17 protein-coding genes are annotated in these 20,472 nt (G+C 56.3%); 16 read left to right on the top strand and 1 reads right to left on the bottom strand.

The window, feature by feature from the left end:
* Positions 1-51 precede the first annotated feature (51 nt).
* From SIC19_RS07765 to SIC19_RS07705, 13 genes are all read left to right on the top strand, one after another.
* Entirely contained in the window at positions 52-741 is a 690-nt protein-coding gene (locus SIC19_RS07765; RefSeq protein WP_075195340.1) for a TetR/AcrR family transcriptional regulator, read from the top strand.
* Positions 742-931: 190 nt separating this feature from the next.
* Positions 932-2,233: a guanine deaminase gene (guaD, locus tag SIC19_RS07760; protein ID WP_075195339.1), complete on the top strand. Its 1,302-nt coding sequence runs from the start codon at positions 932-934 to the stop codon at positions 2,231-2,233.
* Between the two features lie 233 nt (positions 2,234-2,466).
* Entirely contained in the window at positions 2,467-3,843 is a 1,377-nt protein-coding gene (locus SIC19_RS07755; protein WP_228712282.1) for an NCS2 family permease, read from the top strand.
* A 66-nt stretch (positions 3,844-3,909) separates the two neighbouring features.
* Positions 3,910-4,668, top strand: coding sequence for an outer membrane protein OmpK (locus SIC19_RS07750; RefSeq protein ID WP_075195337.1), 759 nt, complete (start codon positions 3,910-3,912; stop codon positions 4,666-4,668).
* A 76-nt stretch (positions 4,669-4,744) separates the two neighbouring features.
* On the top strand, positions 4,745-5,098 hold the full coding sequence (gene uraH, locus SIC19_RS07745; protein ID WP_075195336.1) for a hydroxyisourate hydrolase: 354 nt from the start codon (positions 4,745-4,747) through the stop codon (positions 5,096-5,098).
* A gap of 50 nt (positions 5,099-5,148) precedes the next feature.
* A complete protein-coding gene (locus tag SIC19_RS07740) occupies positions 5,149-6,387 on the top strand; it encodes a urate hydroxylase PuuD (protein WP_075195335.1) in 1,239 nt (412 codons plus the stop codon).
* Positions 6,388-6,497: 110 nt separating this feature from the next.
* A complete protein-coding gene (gene puuE / locus SIC19_RS07735) occupies positions 6,498-7,448 on the top strand; it encodes an allantoinase PuuE (protein ID WP_041334473.1) in 951 nt (316 codons plus the stop codon).
* An 11-nt stretch (positions 7,449-7,459) separates the two neighbouring features.
* Positions 7,460-8,296 carry a bifunctional allantoicase/(S)-ureidoglycine aminohydrolase gene (locus SIC19_RS07730; protein ID WP_227662380.1) on the top strand — a complete coding sequence of 279 codons (837 nt, stop codon included), beginning with the start codon at positions 7,460-7,462 and terminating at the stop codon, positions 8,294-8,296.
* A 20-nt stretch (positions 8,297-8,316) separates the two neighbouring features.
* The gene (locus tag SIC19_RS07725) at positions 8,317-8,814 is read left to right on the top strand and encodes an ureidoglycolate lyase (RefSeq protein WP_412535596.1); all 498 of its coding nucleotides are present in this window, start codon (positions 8,317-8,319) and stop codon (positions 8,812-8,814) included.
* A 110-nt stretch (positions 8,815-8,924) separates the two neighbouring features.
* Positions 8,925-10,700 carry a glyoxylate carboligase gene (gene gcl, locus SIC19_RS07720; RefSeq protein ID WP_075195333.1) on the top strand — a complete coding sequence of 592 codons (1,776 nt, stop codon included), beginning with the start codon at positions 8,925-8,927 and terminating at the stop codon, positions 10,698-10,700.
* 88 nt (positions 10,701-10,788) lie between these two features.
* Positions 10,789-11,565, top strand: a complete 777-nt coding sequence (hyi, locus tag SIC19_RS07715; protein WP_075195332.1) for a hydroxypyruvate isomerase — start codon at positions 10,789-10,791, stop codon at positions 11,563-11,565.
* A gap of 35 nt (positions 11,566-11,600) precedes the next feature.
* The gene (locus SIC19_RS07710; protein WP_075195331.1) at positions 11,601-12,488 is read left to right on the top strand and encodes a 2-hydroxy-3-oxopropionate reductase; all 888 of its coding nucleotides are present in this window, start codon (positions 11,601-11,603) and stop codon (positions 12,486-12,488) included.
* A gap of 130 nt (positions 12,489-12,618) precedes the next feature.
* Positions 12,619-13,932, top strand: coding sequence for a glycerate kinase (locus SIC19_RS07705; protein ID WP_075195330.1), 1,314 nt, complete (start codon positions 12,619-12,621; stop codon positions 13,930-13,932).
* Positions 13,933-14,003: 71 nt separating this feature from the next.
* On the opposite strand, the gene SIC19_RS07700 is transcribed toward SIC19_RS07705, so the two are convergent.
* Positions 14,004-14,759 carry a GntR family transcriptional regulator gene (locus SIC19_RS07700; protein ID WP_041334486.1) on the bottom strand — a complete coding sequence of 252 codons (756 nt, stop codon included), beginning with the start codon at positions 14,757-14,759 and terminating at the stop codon, positions 14,004-14,006.
* Positions 14,760-15,283: 524 nt separating this feature from the next.
* Here SIC19_RS07700 and uraD point away from each other — a divergent pair.
* The 3 genes from uraD (at position 15,284) to SIC19_RS07685 (ending at position 20,470) form a co-directional block, all read left to right on the top strand.
* Positions 15,284-15,799: a 2-oxo-4-hydroxy-4-carboxy-5-ureidoimidazoline decarboxylase gene (gene uraD, locus SIC19_RS07695; RefSeq protein WP_041334489.1), complete on the top strand. Its 516-nt coding sequence runs from the start codon at positions 15,284-15,286 to the stop codon at positions 15,797-15,799.
* Between the two features lie 139 nt (positions 15,800-15,938).
* Positions 15,939-19,550 (top strand): CHASE domain-containing protein, encoded by a 3,612-nt coding sequence (locus SIC19_RS07690; protein WP_075195328.1) that lies wholly within the window; start codon positions 15,939-15,941, stop codon positions 19,548-19,550.
* Positions 19,551-19,558: 8 nt separating this feature from the next.
* Positions 19,559-20,470, top strand: coding sequence for a diguanylate cyclase (locus SIC19_RS07685; RefSeq protein WP_075195327.1), 912 nt, complete (start codon positions 19,559-19,561; stop codon positions 20,468-20,470).
* Positions 20,471-20,472 lie beyond the last annotated feature (2 nt).

Genomic DNA, 20,472 nt, shown 5'->3' with positions numbered 1-20,472 from the left:
GATCGGCTATCGTCGGAGCCTCGACGTTCCAACCTGAAGCTACTCGACACCATGACCCGTCAAATCGAACCAGACTCCCCCGAAACGAAGCGAACAACGTCATCAGGCAGCAAGCGCAAGAAAGTGCGTCCGGGCCGAATCCGTGAGCGCAATCGTGAGCGTATTCTGATGGCCGCGGAAAAGGAGTTTTCCCAGAACGGCTTCGGGGCAACCACCGTTCAGAAGATTGCGGACAGGGCGGGGCTGCCGAAATCCAACGTGCTTTACTATTTCAGCAATAAAAAACGCATCTACTACGCGTTGATGGATGACATCATGGGGCGGTGGAATGAGATGTTCTCGAAGATACAGCCAGAAGATGACCCCGCCACGACCCTGGCCAGTTTTATTCACGCCAAGGTAGAGCTATCCAGGACCCACCCCCTGGCATCGCGCCTGTTTGCGCTGGAAATTATTCAGGGGGCGCCGGTCCTCAAGGACCATCTGTCTACGACCATGCGGGAGTGGGTGCAGGCGCGAGCGGGTGTGATTCAGCAGTGGATCGACGCGGGGCGAATGGCGCCCGTTGATCCGGTGCAACTCATCCTCCTGATCTGGTCATCCACGCAACACTACGCTGACTTCCAGGTCCAGATCCTCGCGATTGAGGACAAGAGCGAATACACCGAAAGTGACTTTCAGCACGCTGCGGATTTCCTGACGTCTGTCATCCTGCGCGGTTGTGGCCTCGCCGAGCCTTAAAGCCTGACTCCGGAATGCCTGGCATACCGCCCGTCGTATGCCTTCGATGGGGTTCGGTCTTGAAAATTTCCTGACTTATTGGTCAGTTTTTTATTGACCAGGCTACCAATCCTGTTTAAATTTCCCTGAGACACGCAATCCAATCGTCGCCAACAATACCAATGCGACAACAAGACTGACGAGAGTGACCATGTCCCAACGCAAAGCCTACCGTGCCTCTGTTTTCCACTGCATCGCCGACCCGGGCGTGGTGGGTGCGGAACGTTCCTACGAGTATTTTGAAGATGGCCTGTTAATGGTCGAGGACGGCATGGTCGTCGAGATAGGCATGGCGGAGAGCCTGTTGCCGTCACTGTCTCCTGAGGTCGAGGTCGTCCACTATGAGAATGCCCTGATAACCCCGGGCTTCGTCGATACTCATATCCATTATCCGCAGGTGGGAATCATCGGCTCCTATGGCGCCCAGTTGCTGGACTGGCTGGAAACCTACACCTTTCCCTGCGAGGGACAGTTTGATGATTCCCGGCACGCTCATGCCCAGGCCGATATCTTCCTCCGTGAACTGTTGAGAAACGGGACAACGACGGCCCTGGTCTTCGGAACCGTCCATAAGCAGTCGGTGGATGCCTTTTTCGAGCATGCCTCCAAGCTGAACCTGCGGATGATTGCGGGCAAGGTGCTGATGGACCGTTGCGCGCCTGACTATTTGGTGGATACAGCGGAATCCGGCTATGCAGACAGCAAGGAGCTAATTGAGCGTTGGCATGGAAAGGGCCGTTTGTCCTATGCGGTGACGCCCCGATTTGCGCCGACGAGCTCCGATGAGCAACTCGAGCTGGCAGGTAAGCTCTTCAAGGAATTCCCGGGCTTGTACATGCACACCCACATTTCCGAGAACCGACAGGAGATTGAGTGGGTCAAAGAGCTGTTTCCTGAGCGGGATGGTTACCTTGATGTATACGACCACCATGGCCTGATTGGTGAACGGTCAGTGTTTGCTCACGGTGTTCACCTGCATGACGACGAGTGCAGGCGTCTGGGCGATACTGGCTCAGCGGTTGCCTTTTGCCCGACGTCGAACCTTTTCCTTGGCAGTGGTTTGCTCGACCTGGCGCGCCTGGAGTCGCATGGAGTGCGCGTTGGCCTGGGCACGGATGTAGGGGCGGGTACCAGTTTTTCCCAGCTTCAAAGCCTTAACGAGGCGTACAAGGTGCTGCAACTGCAGGGGCAGAAACTGGATCCTTTTAAAGCCTTTTACCTCGCGACGCTGGGCGGAGCCCGGTCCCTCTACCTTGATGACAGGATTGGCAGCCTGAAGGCCGGGAAAGAGGCGGACTTTGTTGTGCTGGATTATGAGGCCACGCCGCTGATCAGTTACCGCCTGAAGCATTCCAAAAGCCTGGAGGAAACGCTGTTTGCCCTCATGATTCTTGGCGATGATCGCGTGGTGAAGGAAACCTTCAGCGCAGGCCTGTCCGTTCACCGCCGATAGCGTGCCACTGGCGGGCTGCCCGTTACCACGAATGGGCATGCCCACCCTCGGTCCAGAACCTTTCTGCCCTACCTCTTCGGGTCCTTCTTTTTTCTTGTGCACAATCGTTATAAGAATTTTGTTGCAATTGTTGTATACAAAAGCATAATCGGAATTGTTATTCTTGACCGACAAGTCAGGAAATATCGATATGGGCAAATCAGCCATCACCTGCCTCAAGGGCTCTGCTCTGGGTGATAGAAAACAACAATGATGAGGAATACCTTGTGGAAAACATCGATCAGCAGAAGCGCTCGCTCGGAGCGTCAGCGAGAACGGACTGGCTCGAGCGCATTTTCAAGCTCCGCCAACATGGAAGCTCAGTCAAAATTGAGCTGATGGCAGGTCTGACCACGTTCGTCACAATGGCCTACATTATCTTCGTTAATCCCAATGTTATGGCTGCGGCCGGCCTTGATCATGGTGCTGCGTTCGTCGCCACCTGTCTGGGGGCGGCACTTGGCTGCCTGCTCATGGGGTTTTACGCCAACTGGCCGGTGGGACTGGCGCCGGGCATGGGGCTCAACGCGTTTTTTACCTACACCGTCGTTGGCGAAATGGGCTATACCTGGCAGGTTGCCCTCGGCGCGGTCTTCCTCTCCGGCATCCTGTTTATGATTATGAGCCTCTCGCGAATCCGGGAATGGCTACTGAACAGCATTCCGATGAGCCTGCGTTTTGCCATGGGGGCAGGGGTTGGTCTGTTTCTCGGGCTCATTGGCCTGAAGACGGCGGGCATTGTCGTCGACAGCCCCGCGACGCTGGTGACGATGGGGTCTTTTGGTGAGCCTTCTACACTGCTGGCCGCCATCTGCTTTTTGCTGATCGCGGTGCTTAGCCACCGCAACGTGTTCGGCGCCATCCTGCTGAGCATGCTCGTGGTAACGGGGATCGGTTGGAGCATGGGGCTTGTGGAGTATGGCGGGGTTGTGTCGCTCCCTCCCAGCCTGGCGCCAACCTGGCTGGCGATGGACATAGCGGGCGCGTTGAATGTGGGAATGATCAGCGTTGTGCTCGCGTTTCTCTTCGTGAACATGTTCGACACCGCGGGAACACTGATGGGGGTGGCTCATCGTGCAAACCTGGTTGACGAGAACGGCAAGATAGAAAACCTTTCCAAATCCCTTAAAGCGGACAGTACATCCAGTGTCCTGGGCTCATTTGTGGGTTGCCCGCCGGTAACCAGCTACGTTGAAAGCGCTTCAGGCGTAGCCGCGGGTGGTCGCACTGGTCTGACGGCCGTCACTGTCGGCGTGCTATTCCTGCTAGCAACCTTCTTTGCACCTCTTGCGGGAATGATCCCGGCCTACGCGACCTCAGGCGCACTGATATACGTCGCTATGCTGATGATGAGTGGAATGGCCCACATCGACTGGAAGGACATCACCGACACCATTCCGGCCATCATTACTGTGGTGATGATGCCGCTGACCTTCTCCATCGCCAATGGCATTGCGCTGGGCTTCGTTACCTATGCCACGTTGAAGCTGCTTACCGGGCAGAGGAAGAAAGTATCCGTCAGCCTGTATGTTCTCTGTGTCATCTTCATCGCCAAGTTCGCCTTCCTGTGATCAAGGCACACGGTTGACCCGAACCCGAGGTTTTACCCCAAAACAACAAAACGAGAGGTAGTAAAAATGAAACTGTTGCAAAAAATCCTGCTGGCGGCGTGCGTTTTCACCGCGTTTGTTCCGGTTGTTCACGCTGAAAAGTTCTTCGGCAGTTCCAGTGTGTCGCTGCTTTATAGCGATGACTATGAAATCTTTGGCTCTCAAAAAGAGTCCGCGACCGTGTTTACCTTTGAAAACGTGACCGCCCACAACTGGGGGGATACGTTCTTCTTCATTGACCGCTATCAGGTTCAGGGGGATTCCGGTAACGCTGACTCCACCTATGGGGAGTTCGCGCCCCGGTTGAGCCTGAGTTGGCTAAGCGGCCAGGATCTGGGCTTCGGGCCGGTTAATGACGTCTACCTGGCAACCCAGTATGAGTTCGATGGTGGGGTAGAGGCGAACAACCACATGTACGGTCTTGGATTGGGCTGGGACATCCCTGGATTCCAATACTTCAACACCAATGCCTACTATGTTGAAAACAACACCGCGCTCGACACGCCGGACGACTGGCAGCTGACCGTAACATGGGGGGTGCCGTTCGAACTGGGCAGCGCGGCGTTTCTCTTTGACGGTTTTATCGACTATTCATCGGGGGTAAGCGGTGCTCAGAGTGCGGACTTGCACATCAACCCGCAGTTCAAACTCGACCTTGGTCATTTCACGGGAGAGGCTGGCGTGTTGTATGCCGGTATAGAGTACTCGTACTGGCGTAATAAATTCGGTAGCCCAAACATAGATACGGAGAACGCTGTTAGCGCACTGGTCAAGTTCCACTTCTGACCCGCGCTATCATCATCGGATCCATTGGGCCGCTGGTTTCAGCGGTCCAGCTGCCATCACATGACAGGAGAACTTTATGGGACGCCTTACCACACACGTACTGGATACTTCGCTGGGACGCCCCGGACAGGGTATTCGTATCGAGGTTTACCGACTGGAGGGTGAATCGCGCACCTTGCTGAAAGAAGTCACCACTAATGATGATGGCCGTTGCGATGCCCCGATACTTGAAGGTGAGGCCTTTACCGAGGGCCAGTTCGAGCTGGTCTTTCACGCTGGAGACTACCTCCGGCGCCAGGGCGTAGAGGCTGACGAACCGCGCTTTCTCGATGTTATCCCATTGCGTTTCGGCGTGGCTGACGCCTCCCAGCACTTTCATGTGCCCCTCCTGCTTTCTCCCTACAGCTACTCCACCTACCGCGGTAGCTGAGTCGAGATGGTCAGTCATCAATACAATAGTGCGAACAAGAGAACAGGTTAATGGAAGCTTACATTCTGGATTTTGTGAATTTCATGTTGCGGTGGCTGCATGTGATTGCGGCGATTGCGTGGATTGGTGAGTCAATCTACTTCGTGATGCTGGATAACAGCCTCAAGCCGCCACAGGCCGAAAACTGCAAAAAGAAGGGGGTTTTTGGTGAGATGTGGGCTGTGCATGGGGGCGGTTTCTATCACAACCAAAAGTACGCCACCAGTCCGGGTACCTTGCCTGCCGACCTGCATTGGTCGTTCTGGAAATCGTACACCACCTGGCTGTCGGGTTTCGCGCTGTTCGTTATTCTCTACATGGTCAACCCAGGCTTCTACCTGGTGAACACCAATAGCAGTTGGCAGTGGGCTGCTGAGTTAAGTGGATGGCAGGCCAACGTTGCGGCGGTGCTTTTCCTGGTATTCGGGTGGGTTGTATACAATGAGCTGTGCAAGCGCATAAGCCCGAACATGGAGCGGGACGGCATCCTGAGTATTGCGGTTGGGGTGCTGCTTGTCATAGTTGCCTATGTAAGCACTCAGTTGTTTGCTGGCCGTGCTGCGTTCCTTCTGACCGGTGCTGTCATGGCGACAGCCATGTCCGCGAACGTTTTCTTCTGGATCATTCCGGGCCAGCGCCGCATGGTCGATGCCATGAAGGCGGGCGAGGAGCCCAATCCGATTGATGGCAAGCGCGGTAAACAACGCTCTGTCCACAATACCTACTTCACGCTTCCCGTCGTTCTGTTGATGATCAGTAATCACTACGCCTTCGCCTATACAGAGGCTCAGGCATGGTTGGTCATGTCGCTGCTCATATTTGCCGGCGCCGTTATCCGCCAGTTCTTTGTACTGATGCACGCGGGCAAAACCCAGCCTTCCTACCTTCTGGCCGGTGGTGTGCTGATCCTGCTGACGTTCTGGGTGGCCGCTCCCACGGGAGAGTCCCAGGTGGCAACGGCTCAGGCAAACGCCGAGCCCAATACGACGACGCATGAGACAAGTGAATCCCCCCTTGCTGCCAACGTGGGCGCGACCATTGAGCAACACTGTGCGGGATGCCATTCGAAGCAACCTGAGAACCCGGCGTTTTCGGCTCCGCCGGCGGGATTTGCGTTTGATGCGGTCGATCAGATCCTCAGCCATCAGGCCAAGATCCAGGAGGTTGTGGCGAACGGATACATGCCGTTGGGCAACGCCACGAACATGACCGAAGAAGAACGCGAAATCATCAAGAACTGGGGTGAATGAGTGTTGCGTTCAAGTTGGATACAATATAGTATACTTAAGTATACAATGCATATTGAAGGCGAGCTGGTACCAACGGCCTGCCAAACGGATTGGAAGAAGGAAGTTGCTTGATGAATCCGGCTAATCCAGACCATTACCCCCGAGACCTGATTGGTTACGGTTCTGAGCCTCCCCATGCAAATTGGCCTGGCCGGGCACGTATTGCCGTGCAGTTCGTTCTCAATTACGAGGAAGGTGCGGAGAACTGCGTCCTGCATGGCGATACGCATTCGGAGCAGTTCTTGTCCGAAATCGCCGGGGCTGAGGCCTACCCAAGCCGGCACATGAGCATGGAGTCAATCTATGAGTACGGCTCGCGGGCAGGGGTATGGCGGGTACTGAAGGAGTTTCAGCGCCGCGGCATGCCGCTGACGGTATTTGGCGTGGCGATGGCCCTTGAGCGGCACCCCGAGCTTGCCCATGCGTTTAAAGAGCTGGGGCACGAGGTTGCCTGTCACGGTTGGCGCTGGATTCACTACCAGAATATTCCGGAAGGTATAGAGCGCGCGCACATGCGCCGGGCCATCGAGATCTTCGAGGCTTTATACGGCGAGAAACCGGCAGGGTGGTATACCGGTCGCGACAGCGAGAACACGCGCCGTCTGGTGCTGGACGAAGGCAGCTTTCTCTACGACAGCGATTACTACGGGGACGATCTGCCGTTCTGGACCCGTCAGTACGACAGTGAGGGCGAAATGCACAACCACCTGGTAGTGCCTTATGCCCTGGACACCAATGACATGCGCTTCGCTTCAGCGCAAGGCTTCGGCACCGGAGAGGACTTTTACCAGTATTTACGGGATGCCTTCGACGTGCTTTATGCCGAGGGTGAGGACGCGCCAAAAATGCTGTCTGTTGGTCTCCACTGTCGGCTGGTTGGCCGGCCGGGGCGCTTTCGGGCCCTGCAACGGTTCCTCGATCACATAGAAGCCCATGATCGTGTCTGGGTTACGAGACGTGTGGATATTGCTCGCCATTGGGCCGAGCACCACCACCCGCTCTCATCCAAGGAGCAGCAATGAGCAATCGATCTGTGAACAAACCTACGTATTACGCTCCCGCTGGCGGGCATCCACCTCAGACCCAGTTGTTGTCTGATCGTGCGGTTTTTACCGAAGCCTACGCCATCATTCCCAGGGGCGTGATGCGGGATATCGTCGCCAGTGCCTTGCCGCATTGGGAAAAAACCCGGCTTTGGGTGCTTTCACGCCCGCTGTCTGGATTCGCCGAAACGTTCTCCCAGTACATCATGGAAGTGTCCCCTGGGGGCGGCAGCTCGCGACCAGAGCTGGACGCTTGCGCGGAAGGGGTTCTGTTTGTGGTTGAAGGCGAGATGACCCTGACCATTGCCGGCCAACAACACCGGATGCAAGAGGGCGGCTATGCCTTTATCCCGCCGGGTGCGTCCTGGCAGTTGTTCAACGAGAGCGATGCGCCGCTGCGTTTTCACTGGGTGCGAAAAGCCTACGAGCATGTCGACGGTATTGATGTGCCTGAGGCCTTTGTCACCAACGAGACGGACATAACGCCCACCGAGATGCCGGGAACTGAGGGTCGCTGGACGACAACACGTTTTGTTGATCCGCAGGACATTCGCCATGACATGCACGTCAACATTGTCAATTTCCAGCCCGGCGGAGTCATTCCATTTGCCGAGACCCACGTGATGGAACATGGCCTTTACGTGCTGGAAGGGAAGGCGGTTTATCACCTCAACCAGGATTGGGTTGAAGTGGAGGCGGGTGACTACATGTGGCTTCGCGCCTTCTGCCCGCAAGCATGCTATGCCGGTGGGCCGGGACCTTTCCGATACCTGCTTTACAAGGATGTGAACCGGCACATGAAACTCAGCGGATTCGGTTCGCGCTGAGCTGAGACGAGGACATTTTTATGCTGGAACTCAAAGCACAACCGCTGAGCCAGGAGGCATTCGCCGAGTTCGGGGATGTTATTGACCGGCGCACGGCTGACTCCTTTCCCATCAATGCGGGGCGCACCCAGCGCCACCATGATCTGGCGAAAGTGGAGCTGCTCGGTGATGAGGCACGGATTCTGGTGAGTATTTTTGTCAGCCAGCCGGTGACGTTACCGCTGGAGCTGTCGTTCCTGGAGCGCCACCCGCAAGGCAGCCAGGCTTTTATGCCCCTGCACGAGGAGCGATTCCTGGTTGTTGTCGCACCCCCAGGCGACACGATCAACCCTGATGAAGTTCGCGCCTTTGTCACCGATGGTTTCCAGGGAGTGAATTACCGCGCGGGTACCTGGCACGCCGTGCAGTCGGTGTTGGATCGGGAAGGCGAATTCCTGGTTATCGATCGCGGCGGCTCGGGGAACAACTGCGACGAGTACGGAATGGAGGTGCGTGTGCTCCTCGACCTATCTGACTGATCTACCGGCTGAATTTCCATTCAACCTTTACCGACGGTGCTCCTAAGTTTCAAGCGCCGGGACGAGCTTCGCCTCGAATACAAGAACAATCTTACTTCGGAGGAAACACCATGACTCGCATGACCGCAGCAGAAGCCGCTGTTCACGTTTTGAAGAAAGAAGGTATCGACATTGCCTTTGGAGTGCCCGGAGCGGCGATTAACCCGTTCTATTCCGCCATGCGCAAGGTTGGAGGAGTTGACCATGTCCTTGCGCGCCACGTGGAGGGGGCCTCTCATATGGCAGAGGGTTACACCCGCACAAAAGCAGGCAACATCGGTGTCTGCATCGGAACGTCAGGGCCTGCCGGCACCGACATGATCACCGGGCTGTACTCTGCCACGGGCGACTCCATACCCATTCTCTGCATCACTGGGCAGGCGCCGCGCAGCAAGCTGCACAAGGAAGACTTCCAGGCGGTTAACATCCAGGCCATCGCCGGCCCGGTGACCAAATGGGCGGTTACCGTCCTTGAGCCGGCCCAGGTGCCGCGGGCGTTCCAGCAGGCGTTCCAGTTGATGCGCAGCTCCCGTCCTGGTCCCGTTCTGATTGACCTGCCCATCGATGTACAGATGAGCGAGATCGAATTTGATCCGGACACCTACGAATCGTTGCCTGCCTACAAGCCGTCGGCTTCACGGGCGCAGATCGAGAAAGCGCTGACCTTGCTGAACGAGGCTGACAAGCCCCTGCTGGTTGCCGGTGGCGGCGTTATCAACAGTGATGCGAGCGACCTTCTGGTTGAGTTTGCAGAGCTTACGGGTGTTCCCGTGGTTCCGACCTTGATGGGCTGGGGGACGATTCCCGATGACCATCCATTGATGGCCGGCATGGTGGGGCTCCAGACGTCCCATCGCTATGGCAACGCCACCATGCTTGCGTCCGACTTCGTGATGGGTATTGGTAACCGCTGGGCGAACCGGCACACCGGTAACATCGAGGCCTATACCAAGGACCGGAAGTTTGTTCATGTTGACATCGAGCCCACCCAGATCGGCCGTATCTTCGGGCCGGATTATGGGATTGTCTCTGATGCCAAGGCGGCGCTGGAACTCTTCATTACCGTGGCCAAGGAGTGGCGCGCCGAAGGCAAACTCAAGGATCGCGGAGCCTGGGCCCAGAAATGCCAGGAGCGCAAGCAGACACTGCTGCGCAAGACTCACTTCGACGACGTGCCGGTCAAGCCGCAGCGCGTCTACGAAGAGATGAACAAGGTGTTCGGCAAGAATGTCCGGTACGTGACCGCCATTGGTCTGTCCCAGATCGCCGGAGCGCAGTTCCTGCACGTGTACAAGCCGCGGCACTGGATCAACTGCGGTCAGGCCGGGCCGTTGGGCTGGACCATTCCAGCTGCCCTGGGTGTATGCCGTGCCGATCCCGAGGCCGAGGTCGTCGCTCTCTCCGGGGACTACGACTTCCAGTTCATGGTTGAGGAGTTGGCTGCCGGGGCGCAGTTCAAGCTGCCCTACATCCATGTCCTCGTGAACAACTCGTATCTGGGGCTGATCCGTCAGGCGCAACGTGGTTTCGAAATGGACTACTGCGTGCAGCTGTCATTCGAGAACGTTAACTGCCCCGAGATAAACGACTATGGCGTTGATCACGTCTCGGTTGTCGAGGGCCTTGGTTGCAAGGCGTTGCGGGTCACCAAGCCTGATGACATTGGCCCGGCGTTTGTCCAGGCACGGCAGCTGATGCACGAGCACCGGGTACCGGTTGTGGTCGAGATCATCCTTGAGCGCGTGACCAACATTGCCATGGGGACCGACCTTGACGGTGTTAACGAGTTCGAAGCACTGGTAGAGAACGTCACCGATGCGCCGACCTCAATCGCCAGCCTGACCTAAGCAACGCAATCAATCGCCCCCGGCCTGTGGGAAATCAACAGGTAGAGGGGGGCGAAGACCCAAAAATGGACGAGTAGGAGACCCCAAAATGCCTAAGTTTGCAGCGAATCTAAGCATGCTGTTCACCGAGGAGGATTTTCTCGACCGCTTCCAGGCCGCCGCGTCGGCAGGCTTCCAGGGCGTAGAGTACCTCTTCCCCTACGATTACCCCGCGGCAGACATCAAAAAGCAGCTGGATGCCCATGGGCTTACCCAAGTGTTGCACAACCTTCCCGCAGGGGACTGGGCGGCTGGTGAGCGCGGTATTGCCTGCCGCCCGGATCGGGTCGACGAGTTTCGTGAAGGCGTGGATATGGCCATTGACTACGCCACTGTGCTCGGGTGCAAGCAACTGAATTGTCTGGCAGGTATCCGACCAAACACGGTAAGCGAAGAACAGGCCCGTCGAACCCTGATCGACAACCTGCGCTTCGCCGCCGAAAAACTGAAAGCGGCAGGCATCCTGTTGCTCGCCGAGCCCATCAATACCCGGGACATACCCGGCTTCTTCCTCAACCGGACGGAGCAGGCCCTGGCTCTGTTTGAGGAAGTGGGCAGCGACAACCTGCAACTGCAATACGACATCTATCACATGCAGATCATGGAGGGCGACCTGGCCCCGACCATCGAAAAGCACCTTTCGAAAATCGGCCATGTGCAGCTGGCGGACAATCCAGGGCGCCACGAACCCGGCACGGGGGAGATCAATTACCCGTTCCTGTTCGGCCATCTTGATCGCCTGGGCTACCAGGGGTGGATCGGCTGCGAGTACAAGCCTGCAGCGACGACGCTTGAAGGGCTCGGCTGGCTGGACAACGCACGATAAGGTCATTCAACAAGAAAGTTAGTAAGGAGAGGATTATGAGCAAGATCGGATTTATTGGTCTCGGGATTATGGGTCGGCCCATGGCCGGCCATCTGCTGGAAGCGGGTCACGAGCTGGTGACCTACGTTAAGCACGGCACCCTGGACGAAGGCCTGGCGGCCAAGGGTACGAAAGAAGTCGATAGCCCCAAGGCGGTTGCGGAACAGGCCGAGATCATCATCACCATGGTGCCGGACACCCCCGATGTTGAGGAAGTGCTGCTTGGCGAGGCCGGCATTGTTGAAGGCCTCCAGCCCGGTACGCTGGTCATTGACATGAGCTCCATTGCGCCGATTCCCACTCAGGCATTTGCCAAGCGCATTACCGAGGCTGGCGGTGAATACGTCGACGCCCCGGTGTCTGGTGGCGAGGGTGGCGCTGTTAACGCAACGCTGACCATTATGGTGGGTGGTACCAATGAAGGCTTTAACCGGGCCCTGCCCGTCCTTGAGGTAATGGGCAAGACCATCACCCATATTGGCGAGCACGGCGCCGGTCAGATCTGCAAAGTCGCCAACCAGATTGTCGTAGCGCTGACCATCCAGGCCGCGGCTGAGGGCCTGCTTTTCGCGTCGAAAGCCGGAGCGGATGTGACGAAAGTGCGTGAGGCCCTGCTGGGTGGTCTGGCCCAGTCGAAGATCCTCGACGTGCACGGAGAGCGCATGATCAAGCGTACCTTTGACCCAGGCTTCCGCATTCGCCTGCACCAGAAGGACCTCAACCTGGCTCTGGAAAGTGCACGCAGCCTGAATTTGTCACTGCCCGGTACCGCCAATGCCCAGCAACTGTTCCAGGCCTGCGCCGCGAACAACGGCGCGGATTGGGATCACGCAGGCATTGTGAAGGCCCTGGAAAAACTGGCAGACCACGAGATTGGTGCCTAGTTAAGCAACCGGCGCTGCACTCAAACCCAATGGCCGGTGTCGATTCGGCACCGGCCATTAGGGCGCGATTGGGGGCGCGCTGGCGTACCACGTCATTTTTTTAGTTTCTATCCGTTGCGAGGAGCCGCAGATGCACGCCCTGTCCAATTCGCTGTCCTTTGATCATCCGACAGAAGTGAATGTCTGGCTCAGGCAGCTTGCCGCAACGGCGGTCTCCGCCGTCCATCCCGATACGCTGCTTTCGGCTGGTCAGCTACCGCCGCGCCCGCCCGGACGTACCGTTGTGATTGGGGCTGGCAAAGCGGCGGCGGCGATGGCTGCGGCCTTCGAGCGCACGTGGGCTGATACCTACGAGGACGCCGACCTTTCCGGGCTTGTTGTTACCCGTTATGGACATGGCGCGGAGTGTCGTCACGTCGAGGTATTGGAAGCTTCTCATCCCATGCCGGACGAATTGGGCGAGAAGGCTGCCCAGCGTATGCTCGAGTCGATGGCCGGGCTGACCGGGAATGATCTTGTTGTCGCTTTGATTTCCGGTGGCGGTTCCGCACTCATGACGCTGCCGGCGCCAGGGCTGACACTGCAGCAAAAGCAGGCCATCAACAAGACGCTGTTGCGTTGCGGGGCCCCGATCCGGGAGATCAACACGGTGCGGCGCCACCTTTCGCGCATCAAGGGTGGGCGCCTGGCTGTCGCTGCCCATCCGGCGAGGGTGATTACCTACCTGATTTCCGATGTGCCCGGCGACGATCCTGCGCTCATCGCCTCAGGACCAACCATTCCAGACGCGACAACGCCACTGGATGCCCTGGAAATACTGGAGCGGTACTCCATTGATATTCCAGAGGCTGTGCGTAGCCACCTGGTCAGCGACGATACCGCCCCCAAGCCGCATTCACCCGAATTTGGGCTTGACCGCACGATCGTTCAGGCCAGGGCCTGTGATGCACTTCGAGCCGCCGAAGCGTCCGCCAACCTGGCCGGTGTAGACGTTCGTGTATTGGGTGACGATCTTGAAGGAGAGGCGAGGGAGCTCGGAGGTGAGCACGCGACAATGGCGTTGACGCTGCAAAAAGACCTCAAAGAACCTCTGTTGATCCTTTCAGGCGGCGAGACCAGCGTTACGGTGTCCGGTGAAGGGCGAGGAGGCCGCAACGTCGAATACCTCCTGGGCGCCATCTCGGTCCTTCAGGGAGCGTCCAATATTCACGCTTTGGCCATCGACACGGACGGTATTGATGGCTCCGAGGATAACGCCGGGGCTATTTTCGGCCCCAATGACTGGTCGCGGGTCCAGGCCCTGAAGCTTGACCCTGCAACCTATCTCGCCCGCAACGACGCCTACAGCTTTTTTGAAGCACTCGATGGCTTGATCATCACGGGTCCGACTCGCACCAATGTTAATGATTTCCGCGCCATTCTGGTGCTTCCGAAGTCCATGTGAGCCCCGAAGTCCATGTGAGTAAAGCACCGAGCACTAACATCGGTCCTGTACGCGGATACCCTGGCAGGACCTTATTGTTTGGTGCCGGCTTTTTTGCGGGCAAAGCCAATGTGTGAAAACACCGCATGCAGGTCATCGGTTGTGCTTTCGTTATCAAAGTTCAGTTTCGCATCGATATGATCCATGTGGTGCATCATCAACGAAACGGCTTTGTCGGTGTCACGGGCGGATATCGCATCCAGTAGCTGGTTGTGCTCATCATAGGAACAGTGCGAACGGGTTCCTTTTTCGTATTGGGCGATGATCAGTGAGGTCTGCGAAACCAGGCTGCGCTGGAAGCCAACGAAGGGGGCGTTGTTCGCCGCCTCGGCCAGTTTCAGGTGAAACTCGCCAGACAGGCGAATACCGGCGCCCCGATCCCCGCGGGCGAAGCAATCATGCTCCTCTGTCACCATCTCCCGCAGCTCATCGATCTGTTCTTCAGTGGCGTGCTGAACGGCAAGCTCTGTGATGGCACGTTCGACCAAACGCCTTGCGTAGAGAATCTGGCGGGCTTCCTCCACGCTTGGGCTGGCCACCATTGCGCCCCGGTTGGGGCGAATGGAAACGACACCCTCATGTGCCAGCTGTGACAGCTCCCGCCGGATAATCGTGCGGCTGACTCCAAAAATTTCTCCCAACGCCTCTTCGCTCAATTTCGTTCCCGGGGCCAGGCGATGCTCAAGAATAGCGTCGAACATGTGGGCGTATATGGTGTCGCTTGTCGCCCCCGTCCGTTTCTTCTCGGCTCGGTTCGGGCTTTTGGTGGGCTGCGCTTGTTTGCTCATAATGTCTCGCGAATGAGGTGGTGGAAGTACGAAATCCGGTAGTGGGATAGTATACGAGAAATGACCCCGTTTAGCCGAGCCTGATCCGCTCACGTGCCACCTTTTGGAGCTCCAGGCCATCGCTGGGGTTGGGGAAGGGGCAAAAAAAACCCGCCGGGAGGCGGGTAAAAACACACTGAGGCAAGTCGAGTGTGTTGCAGGAGGGCGGGTAAGGTTCGCAGATCGGATGTCACAACACCTCCCCGCCGTGGCCACGATGACCTGATCAAAGAGTAACATAATTCAATCATAAGTGAATACATAATATAGAAATATTGTATCCCATAAATTAATGAATGCCGTCTTTTGTGTATCTTTTGTGGCTTGGTGGTGGTGAGTGATCGCCATGCTGAAGCCAGAGATATTGCCGGCCTGCAAAAAGAATTGCCTCACATTGGCGTCTATGTTAATTGTATACGATATTCTGGTGTTTCGCTCTGAAGCGTGGGCGCCAATCGCATTCATTGAGGTATCAGGAGTAAACAATGAGCCGTTTTCGAACCCTGACTCCGTCCAGCCTTGGGCGCGAGGACTTCGTAGCCGCATTTGCGGACATCTATGAGCATTCACCGTGGGTAGCGGATAAAGCCTATGAGATGGGCATCGATGAGACATGTGATGAGGTCGAAAGCCTGCATGAGCGGATGGCCAACATCCTTCTCAGTGCGGATCGCGACACCCAGTTGGCCTTGATCAACGCCCACCCTGATCTCGCAGGCAAAGCCGCTATGCGTGGAGAGCTAACAGCCTCCAGTACGTCCGAGCAGGCCGGTGCCGGCATTCAGGATTGCAGCCCGGAAGAGTTTGAGCGCTTTGTCAGGCTGAATGAGGCGTACAAAGCCAAGTTTGGGTTTATTTTTGTGATGGCGGTGCGAGGTAGTAATCGACACCAGATACTGGCGTCGTTCGAAGAGCGCATTCACAACTCTCCCGAACAGGAATTTCAGCGTGCCCTGAGCGAGATCAATAAAATTGCCTTATTCCGCCTGCAAGCCATGTAGTGGGCGGGGCCCCGAACCTTTTGTGCATCTGGTTCAAAGTATAGATTTATTAGTCTTTTGAGACGTAGATCCTTTCGTGCTCACTCCGAAACTGAACTACACTTTATCGTGTTGTTCCTAACAGGATGTGGGCCGAGATATGTTCAACGCATGGAAGTCCTTTCAGTCACTGTCCTTACTTCATTGGGTGGCGATTTCCCTCTCGTTACTGCTTACCCTCACCGCCTGGCAGGTTTCGTCCCGAATTGCAGAGGAGAAGGCCGGGGAGCAGTTTGACCATCAGGTGAAACAGCTCAATGAACTGCTGCGGGACCGGATGCAGAAGTACGAATTTGCATTGATGTCCGGTGCCGGTGCTATCCGTGCCTCAGAGGGCGGCGTGAACCTGGAAATGTGGAAGCGCTTCAGCGAAGTGCTGGCGCTTCAGGAGCGTTTGCCGGGTATTAATGGTATCGGCGTTATTGAGCGTGTCTCCGCGGAAAATCTGGGCGACTATATCGCGGAAAAACAACTGGAGCGTTCCTACTTCCGGGTGCATCCTTCCCATGGTGGCGATGACTTCTGGCCCATTGTCTACATTGAGCCGGAGGCGTCTAATAACGCGGCCGTCGGGCTCGACATGGCTCATGAATCGAATCGATACCAGGCCGCGCTCAAAGCAATGCGAACCGGCCAAACCCAGATCACGGGCCCTATCGTATTGGTACAGGATGAAAAAAGAACACCAGGGTTCCTTTTCTTTCGGCCATTCTACCAATCCGCAGAGGTGCCACCGGCCGATCAACGTGAGTCATTGTTCAGCGGGCTGGTTTACGCACCCTTCATCATGTCGAAACTGATGGAAGGCACGCTCGCCAACGTCAACCGGCTTGTTCACTTTCGGGTTACGGACGGTGAATCCCGCCTGTACAGCGAACTCGATGAAACCCGTGGCGACAATTACGACCCTACTCCCATGTTCGAGACGTCTTACGTGATCGATATGTATGGTCGTCAGTGGCATTTCGATGTCCAGACTACCCGGCGTTTTGAAACGTTCAATGCCGGTAAGCAGCCCATTATCATTCTGGTCAGCGGCCTTGTTATCAATGCCCTGATTTTTCTGGTCTTTGCGCTCATGGCCAACGCTCGCCGCCGCGCCGAAAGTAAGGTTGTTGAGAAAACAGCTGAGCTGCAGGAAAGCCTGAATTTCATCAACACGCTGACTGACCACCTTCCATTAACCGTGTCTGTCTGGGACTCCCGACTCACGTGTCGTTTTATGAACGCCTACGGAGAACACTGGTTCCCGTTCAGTAAAGAAGCAGCCATTGGCCAGAATCTGGAGCAGATGCTTGGCCCAGACCTCGTCAAAGAGCGCAGCAAACATTATCAGCAGGCGCTGGAAGGGAAGAGCGTTCAGGCCAGTGCTTCGCTTGAAAACCGCAAGGGTGAGATCCGCGATGTTGTGGTCAGTTATCACCCGGTGACTTTGCAGGGTGAGCGGTGTTTCATGGCGACCACGATTGACGTAACCGATATCGTGCAGCGTGAAAAGGAGCTGGAAGTTCTGAACGCGGAACTCGAGGAACAGAAGCAGGAGGCGGAATCGGCGGTGACCGTCAAAACGGCCTTCCTTGCCAATATGAGCCACGAGATCCGCACACCCATGAACGCGATTATCGGTGTTCTGGTGTTGTTGCAGGAAGCCGGGTTGGAGGATCACCCACGGCGGCTCGTTAAGAAAGCCTTCTCGGCGTCTGAGGCACTCCTGCAACTTCTGAATGACATTCTTGATCTGTCCAAGATCGAAGCGGATCACATTGAGCTTGATATCCATCCATTTGATATCGATGCACTGGTTCACCGTAGCGTTGACCTGTTTGCCATTGTTGCGGAAGAAAAAGGCCTGAAACTCAGGGTGTCTATTGATCCCGCGACACCCAATCGTGTGTCGGGCGATCTGCTACGCATCTCCCAGATATGCACCAATCTTGTCGGTAATGCCGTCAAATTCACCCGCAAGGGCGGTATCGATGTCCGGATTGATTATCGGACTGAGAGTCAGGCAAGCGGCTATCTGCAAATTGAAGTTGTGGATACCGGTGTGGGTATCAAACCCGAGGATCAGGGGCGAATTTTTGAGAACTTCCGGCAAGCGGACGAATCCACGAGCCGGAATTTCGGTGGGACCGGGTTAGGCCTTGCCATTAGCCAAAGACTGGCACTATTGATGAAAGCGGAACTGACCCTGGAGAGCGACATTGGCAAGGGCTCGACTTTTCGGCTTTTAGTGCCTGTCGGTGTCTCACAGGATGATGGCACAGTAAGTTCCTCGAGGACGGGAAGGCCGATTCACGTCTTCCATTACGGTTTCCGTGCCAATCTGGCCTTGCTCGAGGATTATCGGGAGCATTGGCGCCTGACACTTGAAACCGTCGATGATATGACTCAATGGCCCGCTATCCTTGAGAGTATTGCGAAGGTTGAAGACGTCGAAGACAGGTTCTTCCTGATTGACATGGAAGGCACGGAACCGAGCCTGCTGGACGGTTTCGTGACCGAGCTCCTGACCGATCCCGGCAGGTACCCGCTCTGGGCCATACTGATCATTGCCTCTGCCGGCTATTGGCGGGACTGGGTGGCGGACTTCGAGCGTTCCGGCGGGCACATGGCCTTTGAGCCCCTGACGCCATCAAAGCTCTTCGAGCACTTTTCCCAAAGACATGGGAATAAGCCGGATTCGCGGGGAGGGGGCAAGCCCCAGTTTGACGGATTATCCGCGCTGGTGGTCGACGATGTGCCCTTGAACTGCGAAATTGTTGAGAGTTACCTGAGATCGTTTGGTGTCAATGTGCAGTCTGTCCAGACAGGGGACCAGGCCGTTGAGCGCTTGGGGCAGAGGGGCTTCGACCTTATACTGATGGATCTTCACCTGGACGGTGAAACCGGCCAGGAGGTGACCGAGCGGATCCATGGCTGTGCCAACGCAAATGACTCGATCATCGTTGCGCTCTCGGCCTCTATTTCCGATCACGACCGCATGACGGCCAAGGCGGCGGGAATGCAGGACTATCTCACCAAACCGGTGGTTCCCAAGGATATCCAGTTACTGCTGGAAACCTACTTTGAAGATCGTCGGTCAGTGGTTTACACGCCCGAGGTGTCCGACGAGAGTGAGGTATTCAACGACACGGAGGTGGCGGTAACGGACATGCCGGACTTTATTTCACGTCAGGCTTACGATCGTCTTTTCAGTGATGATCAAGCGTTGTTCACTCGGTGTGTCAGAAGCTTTATTGCCAGTTCCGCGGAGATGGTTGCTGATGTCCGGAAGGCAACGCTGGTGGAAGATGCCCGTCACATGGCGCACAAGATCAAGGGGGCCGCCGCCAGTATTGCCGATACAGAGCTTGCTGGAGTGGCTGGTCAGGTTGAGAACGCCCAGGAGGATCGTTTGTCGCTGTCTATGTTGCCCCGACTGCTCAACCTGCTTTCTGACCATAGCCGTCGCTTGGAACAACACTTCGACTTGAACGACTCTGGTGGTAATACCGCTAAAACCGACGCTGAGTTACAAACCGTGCTTTCTCGTGTAAAGACGAAACTGTGTGGCAATCGTATCGCTGAAGATGAAGATTTGAGGGTGATCTTGAATCACCTCATTGCCAGCGGCGAGATGAAACTGGCGAACCAACTGAGGCAAGCGTTGGAGGTCTATGACTTCCCGCTCGCACTCACACTATTGGACGATGTTCCACTGGAGGGATAGGCCAGACAATGAGTAATGAAGAACAGCCAGTTGTACTTGTTGTGGAAGATAATCCCACTGGTATCGCCAGTCTTGTGGGGATACTGGGGGCGGCCTGCGAACTCGTTGTTGCCAAGACGCTGGCAGAGGCAGAGCGATGCCTTTCGCCGGACATGGACCTTGTACTTCTTGACCTCTACCTGCCCGATGGCAACGGTATTGAGTTTCTTAAACGCTTGAAGTCGGACCCGCTCTACCAGGAACTGCCGGTGATCTGTATGTCCGCTTCCGACCAGAGCAGCGACATTGAAGAGGCGTTCAGGGAAGGCGCTATTGATTATGTCCTCAAACCTTTCAACAAGATCATTCTGAGTGCCAAGGTTTCAACCTTTGTTGATTTTAAGCGAAAGACGAATTTGCTGGCCGCCCAGGCGTTGCGGGATACACTGACCGGGATCGGCAACCGACGGATGTTTGAGCAGCAGTTGGACCTGGAGTGGCGGAGGGCGCTTCGACAGGAACTTTCCCTCGGCCTTGCTCTGGTGGATATGGACCATTTCAAAAGTATTAATGATCAACATGGGCACGCCCAGGGTGATGTTTGCCTGCAACTGCTGGCGACGTCCATGGAAAAGGCGTTCGGCCGTGCGGGCGATCTGGTGGCAAGACTCGGCGGCGATGAGTTTGTAGCAATGCTGCCCGGTGCCACGCTCAACAGTACGGTTCGGGCGGCCAAACGTCTGAAGGAGGTTCTGGCAAACGAACACGAAAAGTGTCGCCGCAGTGGGCAGGATTGCCCTGGCTTTTCAGTGTCAGTCGGTTGCTACGCTGTCGTTCCTCACAAAGGGACGAATGCTTCAGAGTTGAAGGAAGCAGCGGATCAGTATCTTTATGAAGCAAAGAGGGAAGGGGGGCGTAGCTGTGTCAGACCTGCTATCTAAGC

The organism is Marinobacter sp. MIT930201, from assembly GCF_047122665.1.
GTDB lineage: Bacteria > Pseudomonadota > Gammaproteobacteria > Pseudomonadales > Oleiphilaceae > Marinobacter > Marinobacter salarius.
This window is presented reverse-complemented; position numbering and strand designations above follow the sequence as displayed.